Source organism: Paenibacillus sp. MT124 (assembly GCF_058792755.1).
Window position 1 is genome coordinate 664,409 of record NZ_CM179500.1, and the last position, 26,852, is coordinate 691,260.

Annotated in this window: 22 protein-coding genes and 1 riboswitch; of the genes, 15 read left to right on the forward strand and 7 right to left on the reverse strand. The window is 49.3% G+C overall.

Going from position 1 to position 26,852, the window contains the following annotated elements:
* Positions 1–23: 23 nt before the first annotated feature.
* Together AC3RCI_RS03215 and AC3RCI_RS03220 are read right to left on the reverse strand one after the other, a co-directional pair.
* Positions 24–1,322: a Fe-Mn family superoxide dismutase gene (locus tag AC3RCI_RS03215; protein WP_492473832.1), complete on the reverse strand. Its 1,299-nt coding sequence runs from the start codon at positions 1,320–1,322 to the stop codon at positions 24–26.
* A 159-nt stretch (positions 1,323–1,481) separates the two neighbouring features.
* Positions 1,482–2,510 (reverse strand): alpha/beta hydrolase, encoded by a 1,029-nt coding sequence (locus AC3RCI_RS03220; RefSeq protein ID WP_154896871.1) that lies wholly within the window; start codon positions 2,508–2,510, stop codon positions 1,482–1,484.
* A 361-nt stretch (positions 2,511–2,871) separates the two neighbouring features.
* Here AC3RCI_RS03220 and AC3RCI_RS03225 point away from each other — a divergent pair, with 361 nt between their 5' ends.
* Together AC3RCI_RS03225 and thiC are read left to right on the forward strand one after the other, a co-directional pair.
* Positions 2,872–3,615 carry an IclR family transcriptional regulator gene (locus AC3RCI_RS03225; protein WP_095293204.1) on the forward strand — a complete coding sequence of 248 codons (744 nt, stop codon included), beginning with the start codon at positions 2,872–2,874 and terminating at the stop codon, positions 3,613–3,615.
* A gap of 121 nt (positions 3,616–3,736) precedes the next feature.
* Positions 3,737–3,850, forward strand: a riboswitch (TPP riboswitch).
* 353 nt (positions 3,851–4,203) lie between these two features.
* Entirely contained in the window at positions 4,204–6,009 is a 1,806-nt protein-coding gene (gene thiC / locus AC3RCI_RS03230; protein ID WP_492527508.1) for a phosphomethylpyrimidine synthase ThiC, read from the forward strand.
* An 80-nt stretch (positions 6,010–6,089) separates the two neighbouring features.
* Here thiC and AC3RCI_RS03235 read toward each other — a convergent pair whose 3' ends face one another.
* The 4 genes from AC3RCI_RS03235 to AC3RCI_RS03250 all read right to left on the reverse strand — a co-directional run bounded on the left by AC3RCI_RS03235 (position 6,090) and on the right by AC3RCI_RS03250 (position 9,616).
* Entirely contained in the window at positions 6,090–6,779 is a 690-nt protein-coding gene (locus AC3RCI_RS03235; protein WP_492527509.1) for a hypothetical protein, read from the reverse strand.
* 179 nt (positions 6,780–6,958) lie between these two features.
* Positions 6,959–7,126 (reverse strand): hypothetical protein, encoded by a 168-nt coding sequence (locus AC3RCI_RS03240; protein WP_176476234.1) that lies wholly within the window; start codon positions 7,124–7,126, stop codon positions 6,959–6,961.
* Between the two features lie 692 nt (positions 7,127–7,818).
* Positions 7,819–8,592, reverse strand: coding sequence for a zinc ribbon domain-containing protein (locus AC3RCI_RS03245; RefSeq protein WP_492527510.1), 774 nt, complete (start codon positions 8,590–8,592; stop codon positions 7,819–7,821).
* A gap of 73 nt (positions 8,593–8,665) precedes the next feature.
* Positions 8,666–9,616: a helix-turn-helix transcriptional regulator gene (locus AC3RCI_RS03250; protein WP_336784296.1), complete on the reverse strand. Its 951-nt coding sequence runs from the start codon at positions 9,614–9,616 to the stop codon at positions 8,666–8,668.
* Between the two features lie 84 nt (positions 9,617–9,700).
* Here AC3RCI_RS03250 and AC3RCI_RS03255 point away from each other — a divergent pair, with 84 nt between their 5' ends.
* The 4 genes from AC3RCI_RS03255 (at position 9,701) to AC3RCI_RS03270 (ending at position 13,020) form a co-directional block, all read left to right on the forward strand.
* The gene (locus tag AC3RCI_RS03255; protein WP_336784295.1) at positions 9,701–10,396 is read left to right on the forward strand and encodes a response regulator transcription factor; all 696 of its coding nucleotides are present in this window, start codon (positions 9,701–9,703) and stop codon (positions 10,394–10,396) included.
* Entirely contained in the window at positions 10,389–11,477 is a 1,089-nt protein-coding gene (locus AC3RCI_RS03260; RefSeq protein WP_336784294.1) for a HAMP domain-containing sensor histidine kinase, read from the forward strand. The genes AC3RCI_RS03255 and AC3RCI_RS03260 overlap by 8 nt, the downstream gene beginning before the upstream one ends.
* Before the next feature lie 99 nt (positions 11,478–11,576).
* Complete coding sequence (locus tag AC3RCI_RS03265; protein WP_492527511.1) at positions 11,577–12,440, forward strand: M15 family metallopeptidase; 864 nt, start codon at positions 11,577–11,579, stop codon at positions 12,438–12,440.
* 28 nt (positions 12,441–12,468) lie between these two features.
* Positions 12,469–13,020 (forward strand): VanZ family protein, encoded by a 552-nt coding sequence (locus AC3RCI_RS03270; protein WP_354479500.1) that lies wholly within the window; start codon positions 12,469–12,471, stop codon positions 13,018–13,020.
* 239 nt (positions 13,021–13,259) lie between these two features.
* Here the strand turns inward: AC3RCI_RS03270 and acnA are convergent, their stop codons facing one another.
* On the reverse strand, positions 13,260–15,974 hold the full coding sequence (gene acnA / locus AC3RCI_RS03275) for an aconitate hydratase AcnA (RefSeq protein ID WP_095362124.1): 2,715 nt from the start codon (positions 15,972–15,974) through the stop codon (positions 13,260–13,262).
* 383 nt (positions 15,975–16,357) lie between these two features.
* On the opposite strand from acnA, the gene AC3RCI_RS03280 reads away from it, so the two are divergent.
* From AC3RCI_RS03280 to AC3RCI_RS03320, 9 genes are all read left to right on the forward strand, one after another.
* Entirely contained in the window at positions 16,358–17,356 is a 999-nt protein-coding gene (locus tag AC3RCI_RS03280; protein WP_336784288.1) for an amidase domain-containing protein, read from the forward strand.
* Positions 17,357–17,488: 132 nt separating this feature from the next.
* Positions 17,489–18,589 (forward strand): D-alanine--D-alanine ligase, encoded by a 1,101-nt coding sequence (locus AC3RCI_RS03285; protein WP_154896862.1) that lies wholly within the window; start codon positions 17,489–17,491, stop codon positions 18,587–18,589.
* Between the two features lie 62 nt (positions 18,590–18,651).
* Positions 18,652–18,975 carry a hypothetical protein gene (locus AC3RCI_RS03290; protein ID WP_095362127.1) on the forward strand — a complete coding sequence of 108 codons (324 nt, stop codon included), beginning with the start codon at positions 18,652–18,654 and terminating at the stop codon, positions 18,973–18,975.
* A gap of 156 nt (positions 18,976–19,131) precedes the next feature.
* Positions 19,132–20,133, forward strand: a complete 1,002-nt coding sequence (uvsE, locus tag AC3RCI_RS03295) for a UV DNA damage repair endonuclease UvsE (protein ID WP_336784287.1) — start codon at positions 19,132–19,134, stop codon at positions 20,131–20,133.
* Between the two features lie 107 nt (positions 20,134–20,240).
* Positions 20,241–21,104 (forward strand): inositol monophosphatase family protein, encoded by an 864-nt coding sequence (locus AC3RCI_RS03300; RefSeq protein ID WP_419720075.1) that lies wholly within the window; start codon positions 20,241–20,243, stop codon positions 21,102–21,104.
* Between the two features lie 231 nt (positions 21,105–21,335).
* Positions 21,336–21,602, forward strand: coding sequence for a hypothetical protein (locus tag AC3RCI_RS03305; RefSeq protein ID WP_492527512.1), 267 nt, complete (start codon positions 21,336–21,338; stop codon positions 21,600–21,602).
* A 221-nt stretch (positions 21,603–21,823) separates the two neighbouring features.
* Positions 21,824–23,146 carry a stalk domain-containing protein gene (locus tag AC3RCI_RS03310; RefSeq protein WP_492527513.1) on the forward strand — a complete coding sequence of 441 codons (1,323 nt, stop codon included), beginning with the start codon at positions 21,824–21,826 and terminating at the stop codon, positions 23,144–23,146.
* A gap of 208 nt (positions 23,147–23,354) precedes the next feature.
* Positions 23,355–25,142: a sensor histidine kinase gene (locus AC3RCI_RS03315; protein WP_492527514.1), complete on the forward strand. Its 1,788-nt coding sequence runs from the start codon at positions 23,355–23,357 to the stop codon at positions 25,140–25,142.
* Positions 25,117–26,670 (forward strand): response regulator transcription factor, encoded by a 1,554-nt coding sequence (locus AC3RCI_RS03320; protein WP_492527515.1) that lies wholly within the window; start codon positions 25,117–25,119, stop codon positions 26,668–26,670. Before AC3RCI_RS03315 ends, AC3RCI_RS03320 begins: the two co-directional genes overlap by 26 nt.
* The last annotated feature ends 182 nt before the right edge of the window (positions 26,671–26,852 follow it).

Sequence of the window (26,852 nt, forward strand, 5' to 3'; positions counted from 1 at the left end):
TGTTCCCTTTTCCCTTTTCGTTTCTAGTAGGGTGGCCACAACAGCTTGCGTGCCGTTTCATAACGTTCAGCCACCGCAGGCCAATAGACGACATTCCACCAGTCCTCGATATATTTCTTGCGCTCATTCTGATGCTTCAGATAGTAGGCATGCTCCCATACATCCAGCGGCAGGAGAGGTACGATGTCGGACTGGGACAGGTTCTGGTGCTTCTCCGCCTGTAAAATCTCCAAACGGTGAGCCCGTGGACTCCAGACAAGGAGAGCCCAGCCGCTGCCTTCCACTTTGTTAGCGGCTTCAGTGAATTGATTTTTGAATGCCTCATAACTGCCAAAATCCCGTTTGATCTGTTCAGCAAGTAATCCGGAAGGTTTGCCGCCGCCTCTGGGATTCATGATCGTCCAGAAGATCGTATGAAGGTAGTGGCCTGCACCATTGAAGGCAAGTTCTCGTTCCCAATGTTTGACGAGTTCGAAATTATTTTTTTTACGTGATTCTGCCAGTTTCTTCTCGGCTGTATTGAGTCCGTCCACATAGGATTGATGGTGCTTATCGTGATGAATGCGCATCGTCATTTCGTCAATATGTGGTTCGAGTGCGTTGTAGGCATAGGGCAGAGGAGGCAGCGTGTGTCCTCCAATCGGAACAGGTCTCTCCTTCACAGGAGGTGTAGAAGGCAAGGTGATGCTCTCTGTAGTACCGGAAGATGGCGATAGACCGGAGACCTCTGAAGACTGGACCTGTGAAGAAGAAGATGAAGGTGCGGGAGCTGACGGAGCGTTAGTTTTTCCAGCCATGGATGATGGCTCCTCCGCTGCTTCACGCTCGGTGCGTCCTGACAATTGAACATACTTATCCAAAGAAAAGGGAGCATCACTTGCCGAATCTCGCATGATTCCAGGCTGAATCAAGGTATCGAGTACACCGAGGAAATACTCCGATTCGCGGATAAAGTGCAGAATGACTGCCTTAGCGAGCGGGACAGCTTGCACGGCGGCACTTTGCTCAAGCAGGACGTACAGCTGCCTGATGAATTCCCGCGATTGTGAACGTGCAGAGGAGACAAGCTGTTCTACGCTTCCGATGATGTAAGGGGCAGGGGGATGGGTTCCGGGTAACAGTTGTTTCAACAGCTGGTTGGCTACCTTCTCGGTATTTTCAAACGTCACTGCCCATTCTTCAAGCAGCTTCACATAAGTGGGCTCCAGATCGGGAACCAGTGCCCGAATAACGAGCGTATGCTCTTTCTCCTGCTCCTTCCAGAACCTGATCTCCTCCAGAATGCGGAGAGGCAGCAAGGGTCCATAGCCAGACCAATTCATATGCGGCAAACCTCCATTCAATTAAAATGTCATATCGGCCTTCAAGGGATAGGGTGTGATTAACCTTTTATAATCGTCCCAAAAGTATATTCACCTGCCATGTTGTCCTATGTGTGCATAAAAAAAGAGCCCCATAGGGGCTCTGATCACCGGAAGATTTTATTCTCCTCCGGCATTGGTATTTTCCACATCGTCGCTGCTTGTTTTCGTCACATGACTCAGGAACGTAGAGACACGGCGGAGATACTCCTTCGGATGTTCCCTGAAGATCAGCTCATGATGCGCGTCCTGTACGATCCATTCCTCTGAGTAGGTGTTCGTCTGGTTGGCGGCGAGAAGCTCGGCGATCGGATATGGAGCCTTCTCATCCTCCGTCCCGTGAATGAAGAAGATGGGGAACGGATAGTCTTTCTTTTTGACTTCCTGATACGGAATCTGCTGTAATCCGGTGCCATTCAGAACCGGGAATAACAGATTCATGATCTGCAAAGTGGGTTGTCGCGGCAGATCGATCTGATTATGAATGTTGTGATACAGCGTATCCGGCTCCAGCAGGAAAGTGCTGTCGAGAATCATGGCATCCACGTTCTCGGTGAGCAGCCCCGTCTGTAATGCTGTGCCTGCGCCCATCGAGAATCCCCAGACGACAAGCTCCTGAGCACCGCGCTGCTTGGCGAACTGAATGGCACCAAGCAATTGCTGGGACTCGGCTTTGCCCCCTGTAGCGACTGCCTTGTTCACCTGAGAGGCGAAACCATAGTCAAACATCACTACATTGAACCCGAGCTGGTGGGCATAGTGAGCCAGGTCATACATGGGAACCCAGGTTTCCTCCCGATTGGCCCCATATCCATGACTGAAGATGATGGTTTTGTTGACATCCGTGTCTGCGGGGATATACCAGCCCTGCATCGTACGGCTGCCATCTGCTGCCGGGAACGTGATATCCTCGTACTTCATGTTCTTGGCCTGCATTGGATTGGAGAACACGGGAGCTACGGTCGGGTTGGATAGTACCCAGGCAATATAGCCGTGTAAGGCAATGAAGCAAAAGAGCAGAAAAAATACAACGGAGAGCAGCAACGCTACGATAATATGTTTGAACCGGATCAGCCTCGGTGATAACGAAGAAGGCAGATCGGACACTTTCGTTTGCAGCGGGGCTTCGCTCTGGGATGTCGGAAACATGATTGCCCCTCCTTATTCAGATCAATTGAAGATAACAACGAGTTCAGATCAGATCATATGGCTTGATGTCCTTGCTTGCCTATGCAGCAAAGTCTTGCTTTTATATCTTTATCGTATGTTTCCATATAGTCAAAGTCAATTGATTGGAGGCATTTGTTACGCAATTGTTATATAGTCCGAAAGATATATGGGTAACATTTCCTGATGGTGCAAATTGCAGGGGATTTAGTCTTATAAAAAGAAAATATATACACTTCATATCGTCATGATTTGGCTCATTTTGGTTTACAGATGAGATTGTTTCTCATATAATTTATGTAACCAAGTTTCATGTGATGAAACATGAGGAGGGCATTATGCCATGGAAGACCGCAAATTAACCGTCCGGGCTGTGGAACGGGCGCTGGATATATTATTATGTTTTACCACACGCAGCGATCTTGGACTCACAGAAATTGCGAGCCAGATTGGTTTGCACAAAAGTACGGTTCATCGTCTGATGGCGACGCTGGAGGAGAAGGGCTTCGTCATTCGCGATGCGGCCACTGAGAAATACAGGCTCGGCATTCGAATCTGGGAGCTGTCTGCTCATATGTCCCGCAGTGATGATCCTGCCATTTTGCTGCTTCCTGCAATGGAGCGGCTCAGAGATCGTTTGGGAGAAACGGTCAGTCTGTACCTGCGGGATGGCAGTGAGCGTATCCGTATTCAGGCTGTTCAGAGTGATCAGGCCATCCGGCGGGTGGCTCCGGTTGGCGTACGTCTTCCTCTATCCGTAGGGGCATCCAGCAAGGTACTCATGGCATTTGCGACGGAAGAAGATAGGGAGGAACTGATGAATGGCCCTGAATGGCCCGTATTTATCGATCCCGAAGTTTATCTGGCTCAGATGGGCGATATTCGGGAGAATGGATATGCGACCAGCTACGAAGAACGTGAGCCTGGAGCGGCTGCAGTATCGGTTCCTATTATGGATCGAAAGGGGAATATTGCTGCTGCACTATCCGTATCGGGTCCCGTTAGCCGCCTGTCCCAGGAAACTTTGCACGAATATGCACCTGTACTGAAGGAAGCAGCCGCGCAGATGGGCCTCATGTTGTCCTGATCCGGCGTTTCTGGAAGAAAGAGGGTTGTATTTCTGACTGGCTTGCGCTAGTCTGTAATGGACAGCCCAGCGGGGCTGGAATGAATTGAATATGGAACTGCGGTACACATACCGCAACTGTTAACGTTACTGGGGGAGTCCGAATTGTCCGGACTGAGACGGGATCGCATGAGATTCCGGACCCTTTGCACCTGATCTGGATCATACCAGCGTAGGGAAGTAATCGGCGATACAACCACGAACACTGCATAATCCAGCCTTTGGCATGTCTCCACTTGAGGGAGCTTGGCATCAGGCTTGTTATGGGGTGATGGACATAGGCCGGTTCCCTCGGGAACCGGCTTTTTTATATACAGTGTCAAGCGATCATCCGCAGCAGAGGTGGTTACCTTCTTTTGCGGGAGAGCTGGAGTAGGGTATAACCCAATTATGCCTGTGCCAGATTCTGTCTGCGCTATGCCGCTGTAATGTTCTTTCTTTGGAAGTTGGCCGCTCTTTTCTTGCCTATGCGTGGATGATATGGAACGGGTGCACGAGCGATCAAACTGGCCCATCCATGGGACGACCAACGAGGAGGAAGAGGTAGCGATGAACACAAACAACAGAACAACGGCACAGGAACATTCAGGACAGGGGTTGGAAAAGGGAACAGTAGCGGCCGGACGGGTTCAACCGTTTCCCGGCAGCCGCAAAGTTTACATTCAGGGCTCACGGCCGGACATTGCTGTACCGGAGCGTGAAATTGCCCTTCATGACACGAATACACCCCAAGGGGTGGAGCATAACGAGCCGCTGCGCGTGTACGATACGAGCGGCCCTATGACGGACCCTGGATTTCACGCCGATATCCGGGCAGGCCTGCCAGCTTTGCGTGCACGCTGGATCACAGAACGAAACGATGTAGAGGCGTACCAGGGACGTACCGTCAAACCGGAGGATAACGGATTGAAGCCTGGAGGGAAGAGAACCGGAGCTGAAGAATATCCAGGCCTCCGCGGCAAACCGCTCCGTGCACAATCCGGACGCTGTGTCACCCAAATGCACTATGCGAGGCAGGGCATCATTACGCCTGAGATGGAGTTTGCAGCTATTCGTGAAGGCGTGGAGCCGGAATTCGTCCGGCAGGAGCTGGCGAGCGGCAGGGCCATTCTGCCATCCAATATTAATCATCCAGAGAGCGAACCGATGCTGATCGGACGTCACTTCCACGTGAAGATCAACGCGAATATTGGCAACTCTGCCGTATCCTCTTCGATTGAAGAAGAAGTGGAGAAAATGACTTGGGCGGTACGCTGGGGGGCCGATACGGTAATGGATCTTTCCACGGGCAAGGATATCCATACCACCCGGGAATGGATCATCCGCAATTCTCCGGTACCAATCGGGACGGTGCCGCTGTATCAGGCGCTGGAGAAGGTGAATGGCGAAGCCGAGGCACTCACCTGGGAGTTGTACCGGGATACGCTCATTGAGCAGGCAGAGCAGGGTGTGGATTACTTTACGATCCATGCAGGCGTACTGCTGCGTTACATACCGATGACAGCCAAACGGATGACCGGCATTGTATCCAGAGGTGGTTCCATTATGGCGGCATGGTGCCTTGCACACCATCAGGAGAACTTTTTGTACACGCATTTTGAGGAAATCTGTGAAATCATGAAAAGGTATGATGTAGCCTTCTCTCTCGGGGATGGACTCCGCCCGGGCAGCATCTATGATGCCAATGATGAAGCCCAGATGGCTGAACTTGCTACGCTTGGTGAACTGACACAGATTGCGTGGAAGCATGATGTGCAGGTGATGATTGAGGGGCCAGGACATGTGCCGATGCACAAGATTAAGGAGAATGTCGACCTTCAGATGGAGATCTGCAAGGAAGCACCGTTTTATACACTTGGTCCGCTGACAACCGATATTGCACCAGGCTATGACCATATTACCTCAGCCATTGGAGCGGCGATGATCGGCTGGTTCGGAACGTCGATGCTCTGCTATGTGACACCAAAGGAACATCTGGGCCTGCCGAACAAGGATGATGTCCGGGAAGGCGTTATTGCTTACAAGATTGCGGCACATGCCGCTGATCTGGCCAAAGGCCATCCGCGTGCACAGCGCCGGGATGACGCGCTGTCGAAGGCCCGCTTCGAATTCCGCTGGCGGGACCAGTTCAACCTGTCCCTGGATCCGGAACGTGCGCTGTCCTATCACGATGAGACACTCCCGGCTGAAGGGGCCAAGGAGGCCCATTTCTGCTCCATGTGTGGACCTAAATTTTGCAGCATGCGCATTACGCAGGATATTCGTGCGTTTGCCGCGGACAAAGGATTATCCGATAATGAGGCTGTGGCAGCCGGAATGCAGGAAAAGGCTGAGGAATACCGAACCCGAACCTAAGCGCCATTACAGCCCAATTTGGGCAGCCTAAGATATATAAAAGCCGTTCTCTCCACTACTGGGAGAAGAACGGCCCCTAACTAACGCCTACCAATATTCAATTGCTGCTCCAAATGAGATGCCAGCGATGCGAGCGGGCTGTATATCTCACTTCCCGTATTTGCTGAAGCAAGGGCAGCTGCGGGAGCCATGGATAGCTGAGCAGCTACAATGGTTTTCTCTGGTGACTGTGCAGCTAGTTGCTGCAAGCCCGTTGTCACTGCCTCCATATATCCTTCCTTATCGCCGCGCATAATCAGCTCAAATGTACCAGGAATTAATGCGGCCTTTGTTCTCGAAGCAGCCACAACGTTTGCCTGCCCGTTAGTTTCACCTTGCTGTAGTGCTTCATTCACCCGCGCCATCGTTCCTTCAACCGTTGCAGGATTGGTAAAAGCTAAAATGTATTCCTGCGAATCCTGCTGCAGCTTCTGCAATAATGGATCATCAATACCGATAACGGGGATGGAGACTTGCTGTGCTTCGTGCGCCAGTACTGCAGCAAATAGAGTACAGGTGACTAGAATCGCATCTGCATGACATTGGGCAATCCACTTTAATGTCTGGGATACCTTTTCCCGAATGACAGCCTCTGAGAAGTCCGTATCCTGCTTAAGGCGATCCAGACCAGGATCGACATAATGCACAAGTTCCACTTCATAGGGGGCGAGCACTTCTTCAATGAGTGCGATGTTGGAGTAGTGAGCGTGATAACAGCCGATTGTGATCATAATGACTTCCCCTTTGCCAATGCTTCTTTTTATGAGCCGTAAGTGCTGCAGATATTTAATCCATTATAGGAGCGCGACCGGGAACTGTACAGCGTTTAAATCAATGCCAATAACCGTCCCTCCGCCACATGGCAGAAGGACGGTTCTATAGTCAGACTCCAATACAGTCAGGTTTCATTTTATCGCATGGAAGGAGATACGTTCTTTTGAGCCATTTTTTGCTGCAGAATCTCGTGAAAGGATAGACCTTGAGTGTTCTCATTCTCCTTTTTGGGAGCAGTGGTCGCCGTGTTGCGCGGATATTGGTGGTGGTACGGGATCATTTGCTGAATAGGCATGCGGATCATCTTGGTTCCTCCTTTTGGTAGATAAATAAGTTGAGCCTATAAACGTTACAATTAACACTGCGATAGCAGTACCCTCTTCCGATCGCTGTTATCCCCAGATTTTTTGAATTCCCTCTTTAAGGGGAAAATCCGGTGATTGCCTGTGCTTCCGATGTAGCTTTCTTGCAGAAAGCTTTTAGGCGAGCGCTTCGCTTCTTCAGTGAGTCCTGCCCTCTCCGTTGGGGTGTAAACATTAAATTCATCTTATATGGGCTATGTATTTTGATTGGTAGTTGTTCCAAGTGCGCATATAGGTATATGTGACTTGTTAGACGAAATCGGGAAGTTATGACGTAATTCCAATTGGATTGTAGTGATTTTACCCCGTATTCAGAGGATGTAAACGGTTTTAGGGAAATTCAGGAATAAAGAACCTGAAATACAAGGTTTGATATGGGAGGATCGAATCGGGTGTTAAGTGAATAGTCCCAGTTTCAGGAATGTCAATTGTGTCGAAAATAAGACAAATTGTCTGGGAGAGTAGGTATCATTGAAGCTAACTAACTTGGTACCATAGTCGGTTGTCGTGAGTGTGATGGGGGTGGTTTTATACGTGTTTTGCAGGTGAGAGAGGGGAGCAGCACCCAAAAAAGCCATCCAACGAGCTGGATGGCTTGTGCAACGTTAATCAAGAAATGTAAAGATAAATATCATTATTCTGTAGTTGGCCTAGCTTGTTTTACCGCAATATAGATATCGACCTGAACTTGGGCAGGATCCATACTCCGTTCATCATATAACTCGAAATCACCGGTAAACGTTCGCTCGTTCTGATGGCTCCAGCCCCAAACGGCGCCCCATGCTTCACCTACAACTTCTGCCATTGGACCCTTGCGGGAGGTGAAAACGGCGTATGTTGCTGGTGGCAATTCGATGGAGTTCATGCCAGCTGGTAACGTTTCATCTGCAGCTACCTCGTGGCCTACGAGGATGGTGTATTCCCCGTGTATACCATCGGTATAATCTGTGTAGCAGCCGTATCGGGGTGCTTCCGGTGCAGGAATGTGCTCTGACGTGAAGTAGCGGCTCCATAGATCCTGAATACAGCCTTGGCCGCTCATCTCGATCGCGTTGGTCGTTCTGGCTGATATGCCAGCCAGGCGTTTGCCAGGAAGTGTAACATATCGAACAGGTTGAACGGAGTGCGTATTGTTGTTACCTTTCGGATTGGAGGCGCTCCATCGTTTCAAAAAGGGAAGCTGATTGCGCAGCATTGCCCGCGCTGATTCCTCATCCATACCTTCTTCGATGAGGATCGCGGTGCACATCTCAATCATGCCTTCCAGCGTAATATTGGGCTGTTGGAACATGCCTTCTTTATAGCAATAGATGCAGTATTCACGGGTTGCACTTCCATCTGCTTCCGTTCCGAATTGGGTAGGGGTGGTCAGCGGCATTCCGCAGCTCTGGCATATCGTGACGTTCATTTATCATTTCCTCCTCGTTATGTACAGCTTGAATATAGATGAAGTATACCGAGAGGAACTGGACATCAGTCTGTCAGGTTTGCGAAGGGGCAGCGTAATTTTGCACGATTTGTTCTGCAATTCGGCGAATCTCGTCACGTATATGAAGAGGCTCCAATACCTCGGCATCTGCGCCGAAGCCAAGAATGAACCCGTACAGCCAGTTATCTTCCGGAAAAGCCACCTGACTTATATAATATCCCTTGCCGTCGGGGATCACGTTCTCTATGCCAAACCACTCTTCAGCGGTATGACGGACACGGGAGTGGAACCTCATCGTCATGGCAACTGTGTTCCCTGGAGTCGCCCACTCCTGCTGCCAGGGCCTGTCCTGCAGGTTGATGGGTTTGCGTTCAAAGCTTCCATGAGCAAGTGTCACGTCCTGCATACGCACCAGTTTGAACATGCGAAACTCATTACGCTCATGACAGAACGCATAGAGGTACCAGGAGTGCTTTTTAAGAACAAGGGTATGAGGATCGACGGTTCTGTGAGTTTGGGCTCCTTCGGCGCTGCAATAGGTAAAGGTGATTGAACGCAGCTGATCCAGTCCCTGTTCAATGATTTGCAGTTTGTTTTGCAGCGCTTCCGGGTGGGTCCACATCGAATAATCCACAATGAAACGATTGGTTTCGGCCTGAAAGTCGTCGTTTTTGGATTCCGGAACAATGCTGCTTAGTTTCTCCATCAACAGTTCCCGTGCTACATTGGTATGCGATGTGGAGACGCTGCGCAGTGCGGTAACAATAGAGGCCAGATCCCGGTCAGTCAACACGTTTCGATCCAGCCGGTAACCTTCCGCAAGGCCGATACCACCGCTCATGCCCTGGTACGTCACGACAGGAATGCCTGCCTGGCCCAGGGTATCAATATCTCGATAAATGGTACGGACAGAAACTTCAAACGTGTCTGCCAGATCCTTGGCCTGTACACGGCCGCGATTGATTAGTAGTACAACGATGGCTAATAAACGGTCCAATTTCATAAAAAAGGTTTCCTCTCAATGATTTATATGTTGGATCCAGATATGTTATACTGTTGAGCATCACATATAGGAGTGGGATAAGCAATGAAGCGAATTACGATTCTGATTGCGGACGATGAAGTGGAGATCGCTGATCTGGTTGCTTTGCATTTGCAAAAAGAAGGATACCACATCGTCAAGGCATACGATGGCAAGTCGGCCCTGCACGCCATTCAGACGCAAGCGATCGACTTGGCCGTTCTGGACATCATGATGCCAGGCATGGACGGTTATGAGGTCACCCGCAAGATTCGGGAACAGCACCACATGCCCATCATTTTTCTGAGTGCCAAAACGTCGGATATGGACAAAATTACGGGTCTCGTGATGGGCGCTGATGATTACATGACCAAGCCGTTCAATCCGATGGAGCTTGTAGCCCGGGTGAACTCCCAGCTTCGTCGTTCCTTGCAATTCAGCCAGTCTATACCTGTCCAGCGTTCCATTCTGGAGAAGGGCGGACTCGTCATCGCGCCGGATCAGCATAGCGTAACACTCTACGGCAAACCGGTGGAACTAACACCGAAGGAGTTCGACATTCTGTATCTGCTCGCTAGTCATCCCAAGCAGGTGTTCAGCGCGGAAAGCATTTTTGAACAGGTATGGGGAGAGGCCTATTACGAGAGCGGCAATACGGTAATGGTCCATATTCGAACCCTGCGCAAAAAGCTCGGAGAAGATCTGGACAAGAACAAGTTTATCAAAACGATCTGGGGCGTGGGGTATACATTTAATGACTAAACAAAGAAGTTTTCGGACAACCATGATTATGCTGCTGGGTCTGAGCATGCTGGCCTCTGGCGCGATCACCTATGGGATTTACAAGCTTTTGCAGGCTTACTATTCAGGTGTGAGAGCAGAAGATCAGCTTGCCGAATATCGCCATTTTATGAAAAGCATTGGAGATATCTATTTCTTCCTCATTTTATTCATCCCGCTCGCCATTCTGTTCTTTTTCTGGTTTACCAAGCCCTACGTGACCTATTTCAAGGATATTTCCACAGGGATCAGGCATTTGGCAAATGGAGATTTTCAGCATCGAGTCCAGATCTCTTCGAAGGATGAACTGGGTACAATCGCGGAGGATGTGAATTTGGCGAGTGAGAAGCTTAGGGAGGCAGTAGAACGGGGGGATTTTGCCGAAACCAGCAAGGACCAGCTCGTCGTTAATCTGGCACACGACCTGCGAACACCGCTGACTTCTGTGCTTGGGTATTTGGATCTGCTCATGAAGGATGATCAGCTGACAGAGGAACAGGTCAGACACTTTACATCGATTGCCTTTACCAAATCCCAGCGGCTGGAGAAGCTGATTGATAGTTTGTTTGAAATTACCCGGATGAATTATGGCATGCTCCCAATACAGAAAACACGGCTGGATCTTAGCGAACTGCTGAAACAGATGAATGAAGAATTATATCCTGTATTTGAGAAAAATCGTCTGCTCACCCGGTTAACTATCGAGTCGGATTTGACCATCTCCGGAGACGGAGAATTGCTCGCCAGGGTGTTTGAGAACCTGCTGATTAATGCTGCACGCCATGGCAAGGATGGCATCTATGTGGACCTGAAGGGATACCGGGAGGCAGATCAGGTCGTCATTCAGGTTATTAACTATGGAGGGCATATTCACCCGGAGGATTTGCCGCATATTTTCGATATGTATTACACCGGAGATCGTGCACGGACCCCTCAGGAGGGTGGGACAGGCCTCGGCCTGTTTATAGCCCGGAATATTGTGGAACAGCATGAAGGGACCATTTCGGCCCAGAGTGATGTGGTACGGACCTTATTTGAGGTGCGCCTTCCAGCAATGGAATGAGGTTTGCCGTCAAATTTAAGAAAAACTTTAAAAATGCCCTGCTTTTTCTTTAACTAGTTTTCTCTATCCTTGATTGTACGAGGCAAAGGAGGAGTAAGGATGAAGAAGTGGGGCTTTTTGCTATGCGTCATTTTGATCGGGTATGTGATGACAAGATCGCCGGCATCTTTTCAGCAGAAGGATGAGATGATCATTGAAATTCAGGATAAGCATGAAAACCATACGGGGTATACAGTATCCATCACCGGTAATATTCAGGATCAAGTACATAAGGGGAACTTGCTGCTTGTTAATACAACCTATCCGGTTCATCCGGAAGGCATAAGAACCGATATTATAAATGTGGCGCAGCAGGACGATCTGGTCCGTGGATACGGATTGCTGGATCAAAACATATTGCTCTCAAGAGAGGTAGCCCAGGCTTTTCAGAAGATGATTGAAGCGGCGGGTGAAGAGGGAGTACGTTATTTTCTCATCAGCAGCGGATATCGGGACTTTGCCAAGCAGGATGAACTTTATCAGGAAAAGGGATCAGACTACGCGCTTCCGGCAGGACACAGTGAGCATAATCTCGGATTATCCATGGATATCGGCTCTACGCTGACCACCATGGATGAAGCGCCGGAAGGTGCCTGGCTCGAGAAAAATGCCTGGAAATATGGATTTATCCTACGTTATCCAAAGGACAAGGTGAGTGTCACGGGGATTCAATATGAACCCTGGCACTTTCGATATGTCGGACTTCCGCATAGTGCTGTCATGTATAAGAATAACCTGGTGCTAGAAGAGTATCTGGATTTGCTAAAAGAGAAAGATAACATTATGGTTGAAGTGGAGGGTGAAAAGTATCATATCCGCTATTACCGGGCAGCCGGGGATACGACCGTTTACATACCTGAGCATGGCCATTATGACATATCGGGAGACAACAGGGATGGAGTCATTGTCACCGTAAAGGAGTAACAAGGCTGCACAAAGGAGGTTCTTCAACATGAGGCAGAGAAAAATCAAACATAAAATCCTTTGGATTGCCGCGTTAATCATCTATTTATATCTGCTAACCAAGCTTATTCTCTTTAAAGGGGGGGCGGTCGACTTTGAAGTAGTCAAGGTCCAGCTTATGGCTTTCCTTCATCAGCCGGATCTGATTCATACACGTACCGTCAATCTGACACCATTTCAGGAAATCTCAAGAGATTGGAACAGCCTGTCACTGCATCGTCCAGGTACTGCAATCCATCTGGTGGGCAATGTGATGGCTTTCATTCCACTGGGGATGTTTATCCCGATGCTGATGGGCAACAAGCTGCTGTCAGGGGCGAACGTATTTCTGTCATCTCTACTTCTAAGTTTAGGCTATGAGGTAACACAGCTGCTCACTGGCATGGGCATATTCGATGTGGACGATCTGATGTTGAATACATTAGGCGGGGTGATTGGATATATTCTGTTTACCATGGCTCTCGGCATGAAACGGTTGTTAATTGGAGGAGAATCCCGAACGGTGAAGAAGGAGTATAATCCTAAGGAGAGTCCTGTGTAAGGAGGGAGATTATGATCCTTATTTATGGACTGGATCAACGTGGAGAAATTAAAACATAGGGGGATATATCGCATTCCTTCACCGCCTGATGATTCGGAAGTTGGAATAAGAATAGATTTTTAGAAGTATGCCGCTTATTAGAAGAAAAAACATCAAAAAAAAAAGCTCCCCATCTCGTGCAGAACGCACGTGGCGGGGAGCTTTTCTATGTTAATGCATCAGCTTAATTGTTAATGCAATTAAGCTTTTTTCATCATTTGACGCAATACAGTTTGCAGGATACCACCGTTGTGGTAGTAGTCTACGTCAACCATGCTGTCCAGACGGGCGATAACAGGGAAGTCGAACTTGGTTCCGTCTTCGCGGGTTACCGTAACGGTCAACTCTTGTCCAGGCTTCACATCATTGCTCAGACCTGTAATGTCGTACGTTTCACGTCCGTTCAGACCCAGGCTGGACCAGCCGTGGCCTTCCTGGAATTGCAGTGGCATTACGCCCATGCCCACCAGGTTACTACGGTGGATACGCTCGAAGCTTTCTGCGATAACGGCTTTAACGCCGAGCAGGAATGTACCTTTAGCCGCCCAGTCACGGGAGCTGCCTGTACCATACTCTTTACCTGCAATAACGATCAGGTTCTGACCTTCGTCTTGATACTTCATGGAAGCATCGTAGATGGACATCTCTTCATCGGTTGGCAGGTACTTCGTAATACCACCTTCCGTACCCGGAGCCACCTGGTTACGAATACGAATGTTGGCAAACGTACCGCGCATCATGACCTCATGGTTACCACGGCGTGATCCGTAGGAGTTGAAGTCTTTGCGCTCAACGCCATGCTCTTTCAGGTACAATCCGGCTGGACTGGTTGTAGCAATGTTACCCGCTGGAGAGATGTGGTCCGTTGTTACGGAGTCACCAAGCAAGGCCATAACACGTGCAGAGCGGATGTCTGCAATATCAGTCAGCTTGTCTCCAAGGTTTTGGAAGAACGGCGGGTTTTGAATGTACGTGGAGTTAGGATCCCACTCATATAGTTCGCCTTCCGGTACAGGAATGTTATTCCAGCGCTCATTGGCTGTAAACACGTTCTCGTATTTGTTGCGGAACATCTGAGCATTCAGTGAGCTTGCAATGGCATCCTTGATTTCCTCGGAGCTAGGCCAGAGGTCTTTCAGGAAGACAGGCTCGTTATTCGTATCATAACCGATTGGATCGGTAGCAAAATCAATATTGACCGTACCTGCGAGAGCGTAAGCTACCACGAGTGGAGGAGAAGCCAGATAGTTGGCTTTTACCTGAGCATGTACACGGCCTTCGAAGTTACGGTTACCGGACAATACAGCCGCTACAGTCATATCGTTTTCGGCAATCGCTTCGCTTACTTCGTCTGGCAGTGGACCGGAGTTACCGATACAAGTTGCACAGCCATAACCCGCAACGTTAAATCCGAGCTGGTCGAGGTATACGTTCAGGCCTGATTTTTCGAGATACTCGGTAACAACGAGGGAACCTGGGGTCAAGCTGCTTTTCACGTAGCCTGGTTTGGTCAGACCGCGCTCAACCGCTTTTTTCGCAAGTAGACCCGCTCCGAGCATAACGCTTGGGTTGGATGTGTTGGTGCAGCTTGTGATGGCCGCAATAACAACCGCGCCTGCTTTCAGTTCGCTTGTGGAACCGTCAGGGTGCTTCACAGGCACTGTTTCTTCAATCTTCTCATCGCTCAGTCCGTATCCGCCTTTATCGACCGGAGTACGAATGATGCTGTTGAAGCTTTCTTTCATTTGCGTCAGTTCGATGCGATCCTGTGGACGCTTAGGACCTGCAAGGCTCGGTACCACGGAAGCAAGATCCAGCTCGATTACATCTGTGAATTCTGGATCAACTGTGCTGGAAGTACGGAACATGCCTTGTGCTTTGTAATAAGCTTCAACCAGATCCACTTGCTCGTCGGAACGTCCTGTACTGCGCATGTAGTTCAGTGTCTCGCTATCGACAGGGAAGAAACCAATCGTAGCGCCGTATTCCGGTGCCATGTTGGCAACGGTCGCACGGTCAGCAAGGCTGATATTGGCCAGGCCTGGACCGTAGAACTCGACGAATTTGCCGACTACGCCTTTTTTACGAAGCATTTGAGTGACAGTGAGTGCCAGATCCGTAGCTGTTGCGCCTTCGCTCAGGCTGCCTGTCAATTTGAAACCGATAACGTCAGGGGTTACAAAGTACAGTGGTTGACCAAGCATTCCTGCTTCGGCCTCAATTCCACCAACACCCCAACCAACAACGCCGAGTCCGTTGATCATGGTGGTGTGGGAGTCCGTACCTACGAGGGAATCCGGGAACACGACGGTTTCGCCGTCAACCGTTTTGGTTGCAGCGACGGAAGCCAGGTACTCCAGGTTAACTTGGTGAACGATCCCTGTGGATGGTGGTACAGCACGGAAGTTGTTGAATGCCGTTTGTGCCCAGCGCAGGAAGCGGTAACGCTCTTCGTTACGCTCGAACTCAACCTTGATGTTGTAGTCGAGAGCGTCGTTGGTTCCGAATGCGTCAACCATAACGGAGTGGTCGATAACGAGGTCAACCGGCACGAGCGGGTTGATCTGTTTTGGATCGCCGCCTGCCTTTTTCACTGTATCGCGCATCGCAGCAAGATCCACGACAACCGGTACGCCAGTGAAGTCCTGCAGGACGATACGTGCAGGGATAAACGGAATTTCCTTGTTATTGTCACGGCCTTCTGCCCAGCCGGTAAGTTGTTTCACATGTTCTTCGGTAATTGCGCGTCCGTCGAATTGACGAACTGCTGCTTCGAGCAGCACTTTAATGGAGAAGGGAAGCTTGGAAAGGTCGCCGTAGCCGCCTTCCTGAAGAGCATCGAGACTGTAGTAGCGGTAAGACTTGCCTCCGACCTCAAGACTGCGGGCTGCGGAGAAATGGTTCTTGGCTGACATACATGTACCTCCTTAAAATGTGTCGGTGAGATGAAGATAAAGTTCATTTAAGTGGAAGAACAGGCCTTCATCGTTCCGTGTCCTTGTTCGCTAGTTTCATCAGATGAAACGTAATTTCATAATTGCAACTTTAGTATTAAGTATACCGTTTTCACCTCCGTACGTAAAGGGCTTTTTGCCTGTCCAAACAAGCTTTGCGAACAATGAAGGCGTTTTCGTGAATATTGCCTTGTTACGATACTTCCTGCTGTCCAAGTCTCCAATTTTCGGCACTCGATCCCTGAGCGGAACACATACAACCGTTATACGCCTCATATGAATAGAAGTAGTATGCACAGCTGAATTTTCCAGAGAGAACTCAACTGCCAAAGGGGGACACAGGCTTGGAAAGGGAATGGAAGAGTGCCTTATACACCTATGTGAACCAGTACAACCGATGCGAAATCGACTATCGTCCACAGACGAGCGAGCGGATTGTCACGGATCCGGCATTTGTGCTGGAGCGGGGAGAGCGTATGGCCAGACTGGACGATTGGTATCGTAAACGGCGTGCAGTGCCTCTTCGCAGCGAGACCAGTGCCAAGCTTGTGCGAACGGTTACGGAAGGTCCGGAAGAATCGGTGGTAGATATTCAACTTTACAGCAGGCTTTTCTATGAGAAAAGCGGAATTACCCACCGGGAGGATCGGATTGAGAGGGAACGGTTGACCTTTATTAGGCAGGGTGGAACCTGGATGATTGGACGGGTCGAAAGAGAAGTTCCGGAGCGGCGTCCGGCAGGGGAGGGGAGACCCTTTCAGCAAGCGAATTTTGTACAGGCGATTAATCGGCCACTGCTGAACAGGGAAGTGCTTGGCCAGGGTAGAAGTTCAAGGCAGCAATTATACCGGCGGGACCTGGCAGTTGCTTATGCAGATCGGTGGTGGAATGCGGGAAACCCCGCATTTGAGGAATTCGAGGTAGACTGCACCAATTACGTCTCCCAATGTCTCTTTGCAGGGGGAGCACCCATCCACTATACTGGTAGAAGAGAAGCGGGCTGGTGGTACAAAGGCTATGTGAACGGCACTGAAATGTGGAGCTACAGCTGGGCCGTATCCAACAGTCTGGAGCGTTATCTGGGAAGCAGTAGCTGGGGGCTGACAGCAACCGAAGTGGATCGTCCGGAACAGCTGATGCTTGGCGATGTCATTCTCTACGATTGGGACGGAGACGGCAGGTTTCAGCATAGTACTGTTGTGACAGCCTTTGATGCGGGAGGCATGCCGCTTGTCAATGCACATACGGTCAGCAGTCGCCACCGCTATTGGGATTACCGGGATTCTTACGCTTGGACAGAGCGGACGGTGTACCGGCTTTTTCATATTGCAGATGAGTTCTAATGAGGAAAGATATACAGGGATTTGGTGACGTGGACATTCAGTTCCGTGTAAAATAAGCCCTAAGACAAGAATAAAATTGATGCTGATTATACAGGTATGACGGCATCATGCACAGATAATCGGAGGTTACGCATGAGCATGGATAAATTAACAGTTGGCGTCGTTTACGGCGGGAAATCAGGGGAACACGAAGTATCGCTGCAAACGGCGTTTGCTGTAACGAACGCTTTTGATTATGAAAAATATGAACTGGTTCCTTTCTATATCTCCAAGCAGGGAACATGGAAAAAGGGATCTGTGATGCACGCGCCATTCGCGCAGATTGAGGATCTGAAGCTGGAGCAGGCAGCAGGTGGAACCCAGGAAGCGCTGAACGCATTGTTTGCACGTCTGTATGGCGGAGAAGATGCACTGGACGTTATGTTCCCGCTGCTGCACGGCACGTTTGGTGAGGATGGTACGATTCAGGGGATGTTTGAGATGGCGGATATGCCTTATGTGGGTGCAGGTGTACTGGCTTCGGCAGGCGGTATGGACAAAGTGGTCATGAAAAAGCTGTTTGCGCAGGCTGGAATTGACCAATGTGCCTTTACTTATTTTAATGCGACCCAGTGGAAGCAGACCGAGCACGACATGATTCTGCAAGTGGAGGAACAGCTGGGCTACCCATGCTTCATCAAACCGGCGAACCTCGGCTCCAGCGTAGGAATCTCCAAAGCACGCAACCGGGATGAACTGAAGACGGCCGTCGAATTTGCGCTGCGATACGATACGAAGGTTGTTATTGAGGAGTTTGTTGAGGCACGCGAAGTGGAAGTAAGTGTACTTGGCAATGATGAGCCGATGGCCTCGGTGCCAGGAGAAATCGTATCCTCTGGTGAATATTATGACTATGCAGCCAAGTATATTGATGGCCAATCACAGATGCTGATTCCCGCTCCGCTGGATTCTGAAGCCGCTGATCGTATCCGTGAGGCAGCCCTGCAGGCATTCCGTGCGATTGAAGGTAATGGGATTTCCCGGGCAGATTTCTTTATTCGTAAATCCGATGGTGCATTGCTTATTAATGAAGTAAACACAATGCCTGGCTTTACTCCGTACAGCATGTATCCGTTGCTGTGGCGTGAGACGGGCGTATCGTATGCGGAACTGCTGGATCGCATGATTGAGCTGGCATTGGAGCGTTACAACCGCAAGCAGGCGCTGAACTATGAGAACGGCGTACAGGCTTAAATTTCGAATGTTGAAATTCTAGTCACACTTTAACGTAGGAGACTATTCAAGGAGGGGTATGGATGGGATTTCAGACTGAATTCAATTCCGTATGCAAATTCAAGAGCGAGCAGGAACTGTTTGAACTGCTGGAATACGGCCGCGGCAAAATGGTGAAACAGGGCTTCCGGGTCTTTCCGACCGGACAGAAGGTTATTGCCTATACGCCTGATAACGTGGCTGTAGCCATCGTCAAGATCGTTGCTTCGATTGCAGAGATCAACTTCCAAGGACAGGAAGTAACGGAAGTGGAGATGCAGCTCATTCGCAAGCTGAACGAGGAAGAATCCCGTGTTCAGACTGCACTTGCGGACGAAATGTTCTTTGGTGAGCAGGCACAGGGATAAACCTTACTTCATCATATGGGACCAATGAACGGAATTGTAAGGCGAGCGATTACGGACTTTCTTTTAGGGTAAAACTTGGTTATATACAGTGACAGGAAAATCTGACGGCAGCAGATGCCAGGCAGGAATTCCGCCCTAATAGAGAGGAAGAACACCATGCTTGTACGTTTTGGTTATGTGGCGATGTCTGTGCTGGTCGAGAATGCATCTCCTTCCCGCACGATGACCATGGCCAGCTTCAAGAAAATTGATGACAGGGAGGCAGCCATTCGCAAGCTGGAACGGATTGCGGCCGAGAATTTGCATAATACGTTACGGTTGCTTAGACATAACAAGGGCAGCCATATTCATGTATATCGTTTCTCTTCCAAATTAATTCCACTGGCGACACATGAGGATCTGATGGATTGGGATCCCTTCCCGGCCCTCCAGTCCGATTTTGCTGCCATTGGTGATTTTGTGAAGGAGAACGGAATGCGCGTATCCTTTCATCCGGACCATTTTACCGTTCTAAGTACGCCGCGGGAGGAAGTGCTCCGGAACTCCATGCGTGACCTTCGTCATCATGTGCGGATGCTGGGTGCCATGGGACTGAATGCCACTGCCAAGAATAATATACATATTGGTGGTGCATACGGGGACAAGCCTAGTGCAGCGCTGCGCTTTGAAGAAAATTTTCTGAAGCTTGATCGGGATATCCAGGAACGGTTGACCCTCGAGAATGATGATAAAACATTCAACGTTCCCGAAACGCTGGCCGTATGTCAGCATCTGGGACTGCCGATGGTGCTGGATATTCATCATCAGTGGGTCAATAATGAAGGCGAACAGCCATGGGATTTGTGGCCTGACATATGGAAGACGTGGCAGTCGCCGCTGGCACAGGCAGATTCCCCTGCAGACCGGCCATTACCGCCGAAAATTCACGTATCCAGTCCGAAGAGCGAGAAGGATATCCGTGGGCATGCCGATGGCGTTGAAGTAGAGCCTCTGTTATCCTTTTTGCGTCATATAGCTGCAGATACGCCGGAACTTGATGTCATGATCGAGGCGAAGCGCAAGGATGAAGCCCTGGTGCAGCTCATGCAGAAGCTGGCCTTCTACCACGAAGAAGGCGTGGAATGGGTGGACGAATCTACAGTCATTATCCATCCCTAGAGCCAAAAGGGGCCTGGGCAGCAAGAAACTTTATAACCAGTGAGGCGTATACTTTTAACAAGTATTTTAACTTTTCGTAGATTGATATAGAAAGTAGAGTGAACGCTTTGAATGAGAAGGAAAAAACACCTTATGTCGTGACGAGCAAAAGCTATACTGCTGTTGCCATTAATGCAGCTTCCAAAGCGGGTGAATGGATCAAGAGCCGTCTCGGAACCATAGGCGAGCCTGGAACCAAATATTCGCCGCAGGATCTTGTGACCGAAGTGGACAAAGGAGCGGAGCAGATGATCCGCCGCCTGATTCTAACCCACTTTCCGGGCCATGCCATTCTCGGTGAAGAGGGTGTTGAACCGGGACCGGAAGCTTCGGCCAAAGCACTGAAAGAGGCTCAGGAAGAAGAATTCCTGTGGATCGTGGATCCAGTGGACGGAACAACGAATTTTGTCCATGGATTTCCGTTTTATTCAGTGTCTATCGCCTTGGCTCATCATGGTGAGGTCATTGTAGGGGTCATTTACGATCCTTCCAGAGATGAACTGTTTGTAGCTGAAAAAGGAAAAGGTGCATACGTCCACGGCAACCGAATGGCTGTATCCAATGAACAGGGCTTGGGCCAGAGCCTGGTCGCAGTGGGCTTCCCGGCAGATACTACCTATGCCCTGCCAGTCAATATGGCGGCTGTACAGGCTCTTGCACCGCAAGTACGAAGCCTGCGTGCAGGTGGATCAGCAGCGCTGCACTTGGCATACGTTGCTGCAGGTCGCCTCAGTGCATACACCGAAGTCGGACTGAAACCGTGGGATATCGCAGCAGGTGCCCTGCTCGTTGAAGAATCCGGCGGCAAGGTCACCGATACAATGGGTACACCTTATAAGCTGTCTGTCAGTCATGTGGTTGCCACGAACGGCAAGATTCATGATGCACTGACAGATGTACTCAAGGAAGCCAAAGCAACCGGCTTGGAGTGAGTTTATTAATTTCTTAAATGATTCAACAAACGTATATTGCACATAAACGTGGGTCAGAAAAAATCTGGAGAAGCGAAGCGTTCGCCTTTATCCCTGAATTTTTTCCTTTGAAAAGAAAACACTAAAATTCGGGGATAACAGCGATCGGAAGATTGTTCTGTCCATCGAAGTAGAGGTGCAATAGTATATTTGATGGTGCATTTATGAACTTAATTGAAGGAGCGATGAACGATGGATGAATCCAAGGAACTGGAACGACGTTTGAGTGAAATGCTGACTGAAGGGGAGATGGAAGAGTCCGGCGAAGCGGACAAGCGTGAACGCCAGCTGATTCCTCCCAAATATGAGGTGCGCATACAGACAGAAACGGACCCGATTGTACAGGAAACGTTGATGTATCGGAGTATAGCTTGTGAAGTGGACGATCGCTATGATCGCTATCTGGAACGTTCTGCCGAGAAAAATAACTCCTCAGATACGGAAAAGAAAGACCACTAAACCACCGTTGTAACGAGCGATCACAAAGCTAGGATCATAGGTTAACAGACTTCCCGCAGAGGGGAGTCTGTTGTTTTGTGAGCAGGCTGATGTTCATACGACATCTATACTTTTTAATGCTAGAATAGAAATAGGGTGAACTTCTCCCACCGGAGAAGAATCTGTGTTATAAAGTTCAAGTTATTATCTTATAGATGTGAGAAAAAGGAGTGTTCCCACGAATGAAGCGTACACGTACATGGAGTAACACGTCGGCTGCATTGACAGCATGCATGCTGGCTGGAATGATGCTGCTTGCATCAACGGCATTACCGGCACATGCAGCGGATACAAGCACCAGCACATTACCTGCCGGCACAACAACCGCAGCCGCCAATGTGAAGAAGGATGCTGCAGCTGTAACGAAGGAGTTCAGAATCGTTACTTTGGGAGATTCGATTACGGTAGGATACGAGCCGAATGCTAAGGGCCTGCCTTATGGTTATGTAGAGCGCTTGCAGGAGCAAGGGCTGCTCCATGGTCGTATTCAGGTGGATAACTATGGTATAGCCGGCTTGAAGAGTATTGGATTGAAGAACTTTATGTCTGCAATAAATGAAGGCAAAACATTGACCTCTGAAGCCATTCAGCCGAGTTTGCCAGATCCAAGAGCGGGGCAGATGGGAGCCAACATAGCTGCAATCCGCGAAAGCGTAGCAGGAGCCAATCTCATCGCGATTACCATTGGAGGCAATGATGTATCCGAACTGCTGGGTACAGCCAATACCCTTAGTGACTCGGAATTGGAAGCTAAGGTGAAGGCGCTGCTGGCAGCGTATACCGCGAATGTTAGCGAGGTAATCAATACAATTCATGTCATTAATCCCGACGCTAAAATTGTCATTGCCGACCAGTACCAGCCTATGCCTGAAGTAGCGGGTAAAGCATTGTATGCCAAGCTCATGGAAGCATCCAAAGGTTTTACGGCAACCATTGACGGCATTGCATCCCAAGTCACCGCACAGGGGATGGATGTAAAAGTGGCACATGCAGCCAAGGAGTTTGTTGGCGGTGAGGGAACCATGACACATATGATCAAGGATCGTGATTTTCACCCGAATCAGTTTGGATACGAAGCGATCGCCAAGGTCTTTGCAGAAACGATCTGGGGCGAATATACGAAACTGACCGCGCCTGCAGCTGGTGAACCGATGAACATCATCGTTAGCGGCAAAACGTTGAATACGCCCTATAAACCCATCATTCGCAATGGGAAAAATTTTGTTGCGATTCAGGATATCGTAAACGCTGTAGGGGCTACCACGGTTTGGGACAATAAAACCTCCACAGCAACCATTACATACGGAGACCGTAAGGTAGCTGTGAAGATTGGTGCAAGTGCGGTTCAGGTGAATGGTGCATCTGTTGCCGTAGATACACCTGCGTTCCTGAACAAGGTGGGCAAGGAGTCCAAAACGTATGTGCCACTGGCCATGGTAGCCGAAGGTCTTGGCTTTGATGTGCAATATGTTGCCAAGTTGAAGACGGTATTCGTTAATCCGTAAACCAATGTGAAGTTATTCTATTCGAGAAGCCGGGTTGATCTGACGATCAATCCGGCTTCTTTTCTCAGTGCCTTTGAATAGGACGCTATATGTTGCATAAATATGACTTGTCATCTGCCCATGGATGTGTAAATATGAAAATAACTTACAGTAGAACGAGACTCTCACACCTGCCTGCACCCTTCGCGGGGCCAAAGGAGCGCTTTGGATGAGAAAAATTAAAAACGCTTTCACATCGCTGCCGATCCATCACAAAACCATTCTTCTCATCGGATTTTTGATGCTGATCAGCTTCACGTTTTACGTTTCTGTCCTAGGATACGTATTCAGAATCTATGATCGCCAAATCTATGAGAAGTCGTCCCAGGTACTGAATATGTCTTCCGTGGGCATCGAGAATCAGCTGCGCGAAATCGCCAATCTTTCCTTCAAGGTCATGTCGGACGAGGCGCTCCAGCAGTATCTTCTGCAGTTGGATAAGGCAGAATCCGGATACGAGAAAAATGGGCTGCTCAAAAAGATAACCAACCGACTTGTCGCATATGCAGGATCAGAGAAGTACATCTATTCCATGATATTTATCGATAATGATCATAACGTTATGGCTGCGGGAAACCGTGAGGGAATATCGGAGTCCATGCAGACGGAACTAATTGCACTCGGACAGCAATATTCAGGATCCAATGCATGGTATACAAGCGGAGACCAGCAAGCGAGGCTCATATCCGTGCGGCAGGTCAAGTCCTTCACTGGTGGAGCCTTCACATTGGAGAAGCTGGGAACACTGATTATCCGTGTACGGCTGGATCGTATTGTTCAGGACCAGATGCAGCATCCCGCAGAGGACTCACAGCTGCTGATTACCGATGGGCGTGAAGTCATCTATCCCACCCAATCGTCAGTGACCGATTCCGAGTTGGAATCGGAATTGAAGCGTACCCAGCCTTACGGGATTGCGATGTTTGAACAGGGAAGGAACTTCGTCGCCCGTGCGCATTCATCCTATACGGATTGGGCGTACCTTTATATGACACCGTTTGACCAGATGTTTAAGCAGATACAGTTTGTCAAACAGTTGGTTACTGTCATTTTCTTTATGATTTTGCTGGTGGCACTTGTATTTGGAGCCAAGCTATCCCGCAGCATTACACAGCCGATTGCCCAGTTGATCAAGAAGATGCGCAACATTGAAAAGGGTGATCTGGATAAGCTGGAGGAGGCTGCCCTGGGCAATGTTCCGGTATCTTCCCAAAATGAAGTTGGGCTGCTTCATCGTACGTTCAAAATGATGCTGCAGCGCATCAGGGAACTGATTGACGAGAATTATGCGAAGCAGCTGGTCATTCGGGAGACAGAGTTGAAAGCGCTTCAAGCACAGATCAATCCGCATTTTCTCTATAACACGCTGGAGTCCATTAACTGGCTGGCCAAAGTGCAGAAGCAGCGGCAAATTTCCGAAATGGTCGAAGCACTCGGCTTCCTGCTGCGCAGTTCAGTGAATATGTCCGAGAAGTGGATCACGCTGGAAAGGGAGCTGGATATCGTCCGCAGTTATGTGACCATTCAGCGCACGCGATTTGAGGAAAGGCTTGATTTTGATATGGATATCGCTCCTGAGGTGGGGAGTGCACGTCTTCCGAAGCTAACGTTACAGCCTTTGGTGGAGAATGCCATTCACTATGCGCTTGAACCAAGTATACATCCGTGTAAAATTCGGATTCGAGCCAGAGCGGAAGATGACAAGATTATCATTGAAGTAGAGGATGACGGACCGGGCATGACCCCGGAGTTTTTGGAGCAATTGCAGGAAGGGCGCATTCAGACAAGAGGGCAAGGCATAGGTTTATCCAACATCCAGGAACGGATCAGACTGACCTTCGGTGAGGAGGGCAGTATGGTCATGAGCAGCAATCCCGGTGCCGGGACCGTAGTATCGATCAGAATACCTTGGATCAGAGAGGACGATGACGATGTACAAAGTGATGCTCGTAGATGACGAACGTGTGATTTTGGAGGGGATCTCCCAAGTGGTGGATTGGGCGGCAGCCGGTACTGAATTGGTGGACACCGCCAGGAATGGGATTGAGGCATTGGACAAAATCGGGCATTCCAGACCTGATATTATTATTACCGATATATCCATGCCGGGTTTGGATGGACTGGGACTTATAGAAAAGGCTTCTGAAGCCTACCCTGGGCTTCGGTTTATCATGCTGTCCGGGTACAAAGAGTTTGAATATGCCCGACGGGCCATGCAATATGGCGTGAAGCATTACTTGCTGAAGCCCTGCAATGAAAATCAGATTCATGATGCCCTGTCGGAACTGCTTCAAGAGCATCAGGATGCACAGGTAAAAGAGCATGTGGCTGGGGAGATGAAGCAGCGGCTGCAGAGGGTGCTTCCCCATGTAAAAGAACAATTTTTGCTCGAATTCATGACCAATCGGACATATGGTCCGGTCGATCTGGAGTATTATCAGGAGCTGTTCAATCTGAAACTTGAAGCAAGTCAAGTTCGCTTGTTATTGTTCCATATCTCGGACGAACATGACTACAGTCATTTGTTTGCCATCAAGAACATTGCCAGCGATCTGCTGCCGTATGTCTTATTAAGCACAACCATTGAAGGCAAGCTGCTGATTCTGCTTGAAGATTCGGCTGATTACGCTGACTTAAGGGAGAGAATTGAGGAAGTGAGATCGGCTTTTACCAGGCTCTATAAGTTACAAGTGACGGCTGCACTTAGCGAAGCGGACCACATGGTCCAGTCACGGCGTCTGTATCGTGAGGCGCTGCAATGTCTGAACCATCGCTTTTTCATCGGAGAAGGTAAGTTGATCACGAAGAATGATGTAGCTATTGCCGGGGAATGTGAAGGCGTTCATGCCGAGCAGGATGCCGAACAATTGTGCCAACTGATTAAGTCGGGTAATAGCGAGGAAGCCAGTGCCGAAGTTGATCGCCTGTTTGAGCGCTTAGCCGGACAGCAGCTTGATATTGAGGTCACCCGATCTTATGTTGTTCAGCTCTATTCGGCCATGATTCATGTCTGTCCGCCTGAAGAGGCCACGGAGTTTACGCAGCGGATGGCAGAGCTTCCTCACATGGATACTTTGTCCGGACTGAAGTCTTTTATCGCCAACAGCACAGCCAATCTGACATCAGGCTACTATAAAAATCATATAAGCCGTCAGTCTTCCGCCGTGGAGAAGATGATGGATATTGTAGATAGACACTACGGTGAGGCTGATCTTTCACTGAATGGTGTTGCCCATCAAATGCTGTATATGAATCCGGATTACCTGGGTAAAATTTTCAAAAAAGTAACAGGAGAGAACTTCTCCAACTATGTGAATCGTCTGCGTATTGAGCGTGCATGTGAGCACATTCGCCGAGGCGGGGATGTAAAGGTATTCGAGCTTGCGGAACTGTTCGGCTTCGGAGGTAATTCGCAATATTTCAGTCAGGTGTTCAAAAAGTGGACCGGCATGACACCAACCGAATACAGAAGATCCGGCATATAACAATGAATTGCAGCTCCTTGGACGTTGTATGAGGGGGACAAACAACACCGTGAAGGGTGAATGTTGTCCTCCTCTGTTTTTTGAACCAACAAGACGGATTTGTGTATTCAACTCTGGTCGTACATTTGCGAAAATGACAATATCAAGTTTGTGAAAGCGTTATCAGAAAGGTAAGGATAACC

Excerpts from the sequence above, each read along its gene's own strand:
- AC3RCI_RS03215 (WP_492473832.1), bottom strand. The coding sequence starts at position 1,322 with ATGAATTGGTCTGGCTATGGACCCTTGCTGCCTCTCCGCATTCTGGAG.
- AC3RCI_RS03220 (WP_154896871.1), bottom strand. The coding sequence starts at position 2,510 with ATGTTTCCGACATCCCAGAGCGAAGCCCCGCTGCAAACGAAAGTGTCC.
- AC3RCI_RS03225 (WP_095293204.1), top strand. The coding sequence starts at position 2,872 with ATGGAAGACCGCAAATTAACCGTCCGGGCTGTGGAACGGGCGCTGGAT.
- thiC (WP_492527508.1), top strand. The coding sequence starts at position 4,204 with ATGAACACAAACAACAGAACAACGGCACAGGAACATTCAGGACAGGGG.
- AC3RCI_RS03235 (WP_492527509.1), bottom strand. The coding sequence starts at position 6,779 with ATGATCACAATCGGCTGTTATCACGCTCACTACTCCAACATCGCACTC.
- AC3RCI_RS03240 (WP_176476234.1), bottom strand. The coding sequence starts at position 7,126 with ATGATCCGCATGCCTATTCAGCAAATGATCCCGTACCACCACCAATAT.
- AC3RCI_RS03245 (WP_492527510.1), bottom strand. The coding sequence starts at position 8,592 with ATGAACGTCACGATATGCCAGAGCTGCGGAATGCCGCTGACCACCCCT.
- AC3RCI_RS03250 (WP_336784296.1), bottom strand. The coding sequence starts at position 9,616 with ATGAAATTGGACCGTTTATTAGCCATCGTTGTACTACTAATCAATCGC.
- AC3RCI_RS03255 (WP_336784295.1), top strand. The coding sequence starts at position 9,701 with ATGAAGCGAATTACGATTCTGATTGCGGACGATGAAGTGGAGATCGCT.
- AC3RCI_RS03260 (WP_336784294.1), top strand. The coding sequence starts at position 10,389 with ATGACTAAACAAAGAAGTTTTCGGACAACCATGATTATGCTGCTGGGT.
- AC3RCI_RS03265 (WP_492527511.1), top strand. The coding sequence starts at position 11,577 with ATGAAGAAGTGGGGCTTTTTGCTATGCGTCATTTTGATCGGGTATGTG.
- AC3RCI_RS03270 (WP_354479500.1), top strand. The coding sequence starts at position 12,469 with ATGAGGCAGAGAAAAATCAAACATAAAATCCTTTGGATTGCCGCGTTA.
- acnA (WP_095362124.1), bottom strand. The coding sequence starts at position 15,974 with ATGTCAGCCAAGAACCATTTCTCCGCAGCCCGCAGTCTTGAGGTCGGA.
- AC3RCI_RS03285 (WP_154896862.1), top strand. The coding sequence starts at position 17,489 with ATGAGCATGGATAAATTAACAGTTGGCGTCGTTTACGGCGGGAAATCA.
- AC3RCI_RS03290 (WP_095362127.1), top strand. The coding sequence starts at position 18,652 with ATGGGATTTCAGACTGAATTCAATTCCGTATGCAAATTCAAGAGCGAG.
- uvsE (WP_336784287.1), top strand. The coding sequence starts at position 19,132 with ATGCTTGTACGTTTTGGTTATGTGGCGATGTCTGTGCTGGTCGAGAAT.
- AC3RCI_RS03305 (WP_492527512.1), top strand. The coding sequence starts at position 21,336 with ATGGATGAATCCAAGGAACTGGAACGACGTTTGAGTGAAATGCTGACT.
- AC3RCI_RS03310 (WP_492527513.1), top strand. The coding sequence starts at position 21,824 with ATGAAGCGTACACGTACATGGAGTAACACGTCGGCTGCATTGACAGCA.
- AC3RCI_RS03315 (WP_492527514.1), top strand. The coding sequence starts at position 23,355 with ATGAGAAAAATTAAAAACGCTTTCACATCGCTGCCGATCCATCACAAA.
- AC3RCI_RS03320 (WP_492527515.1), top strand. The coding sequence starts at position 25,117 with ATGTACAAAGTGATGCTCGTAGATGACGAACGTGTGATTTTGGAGGGG.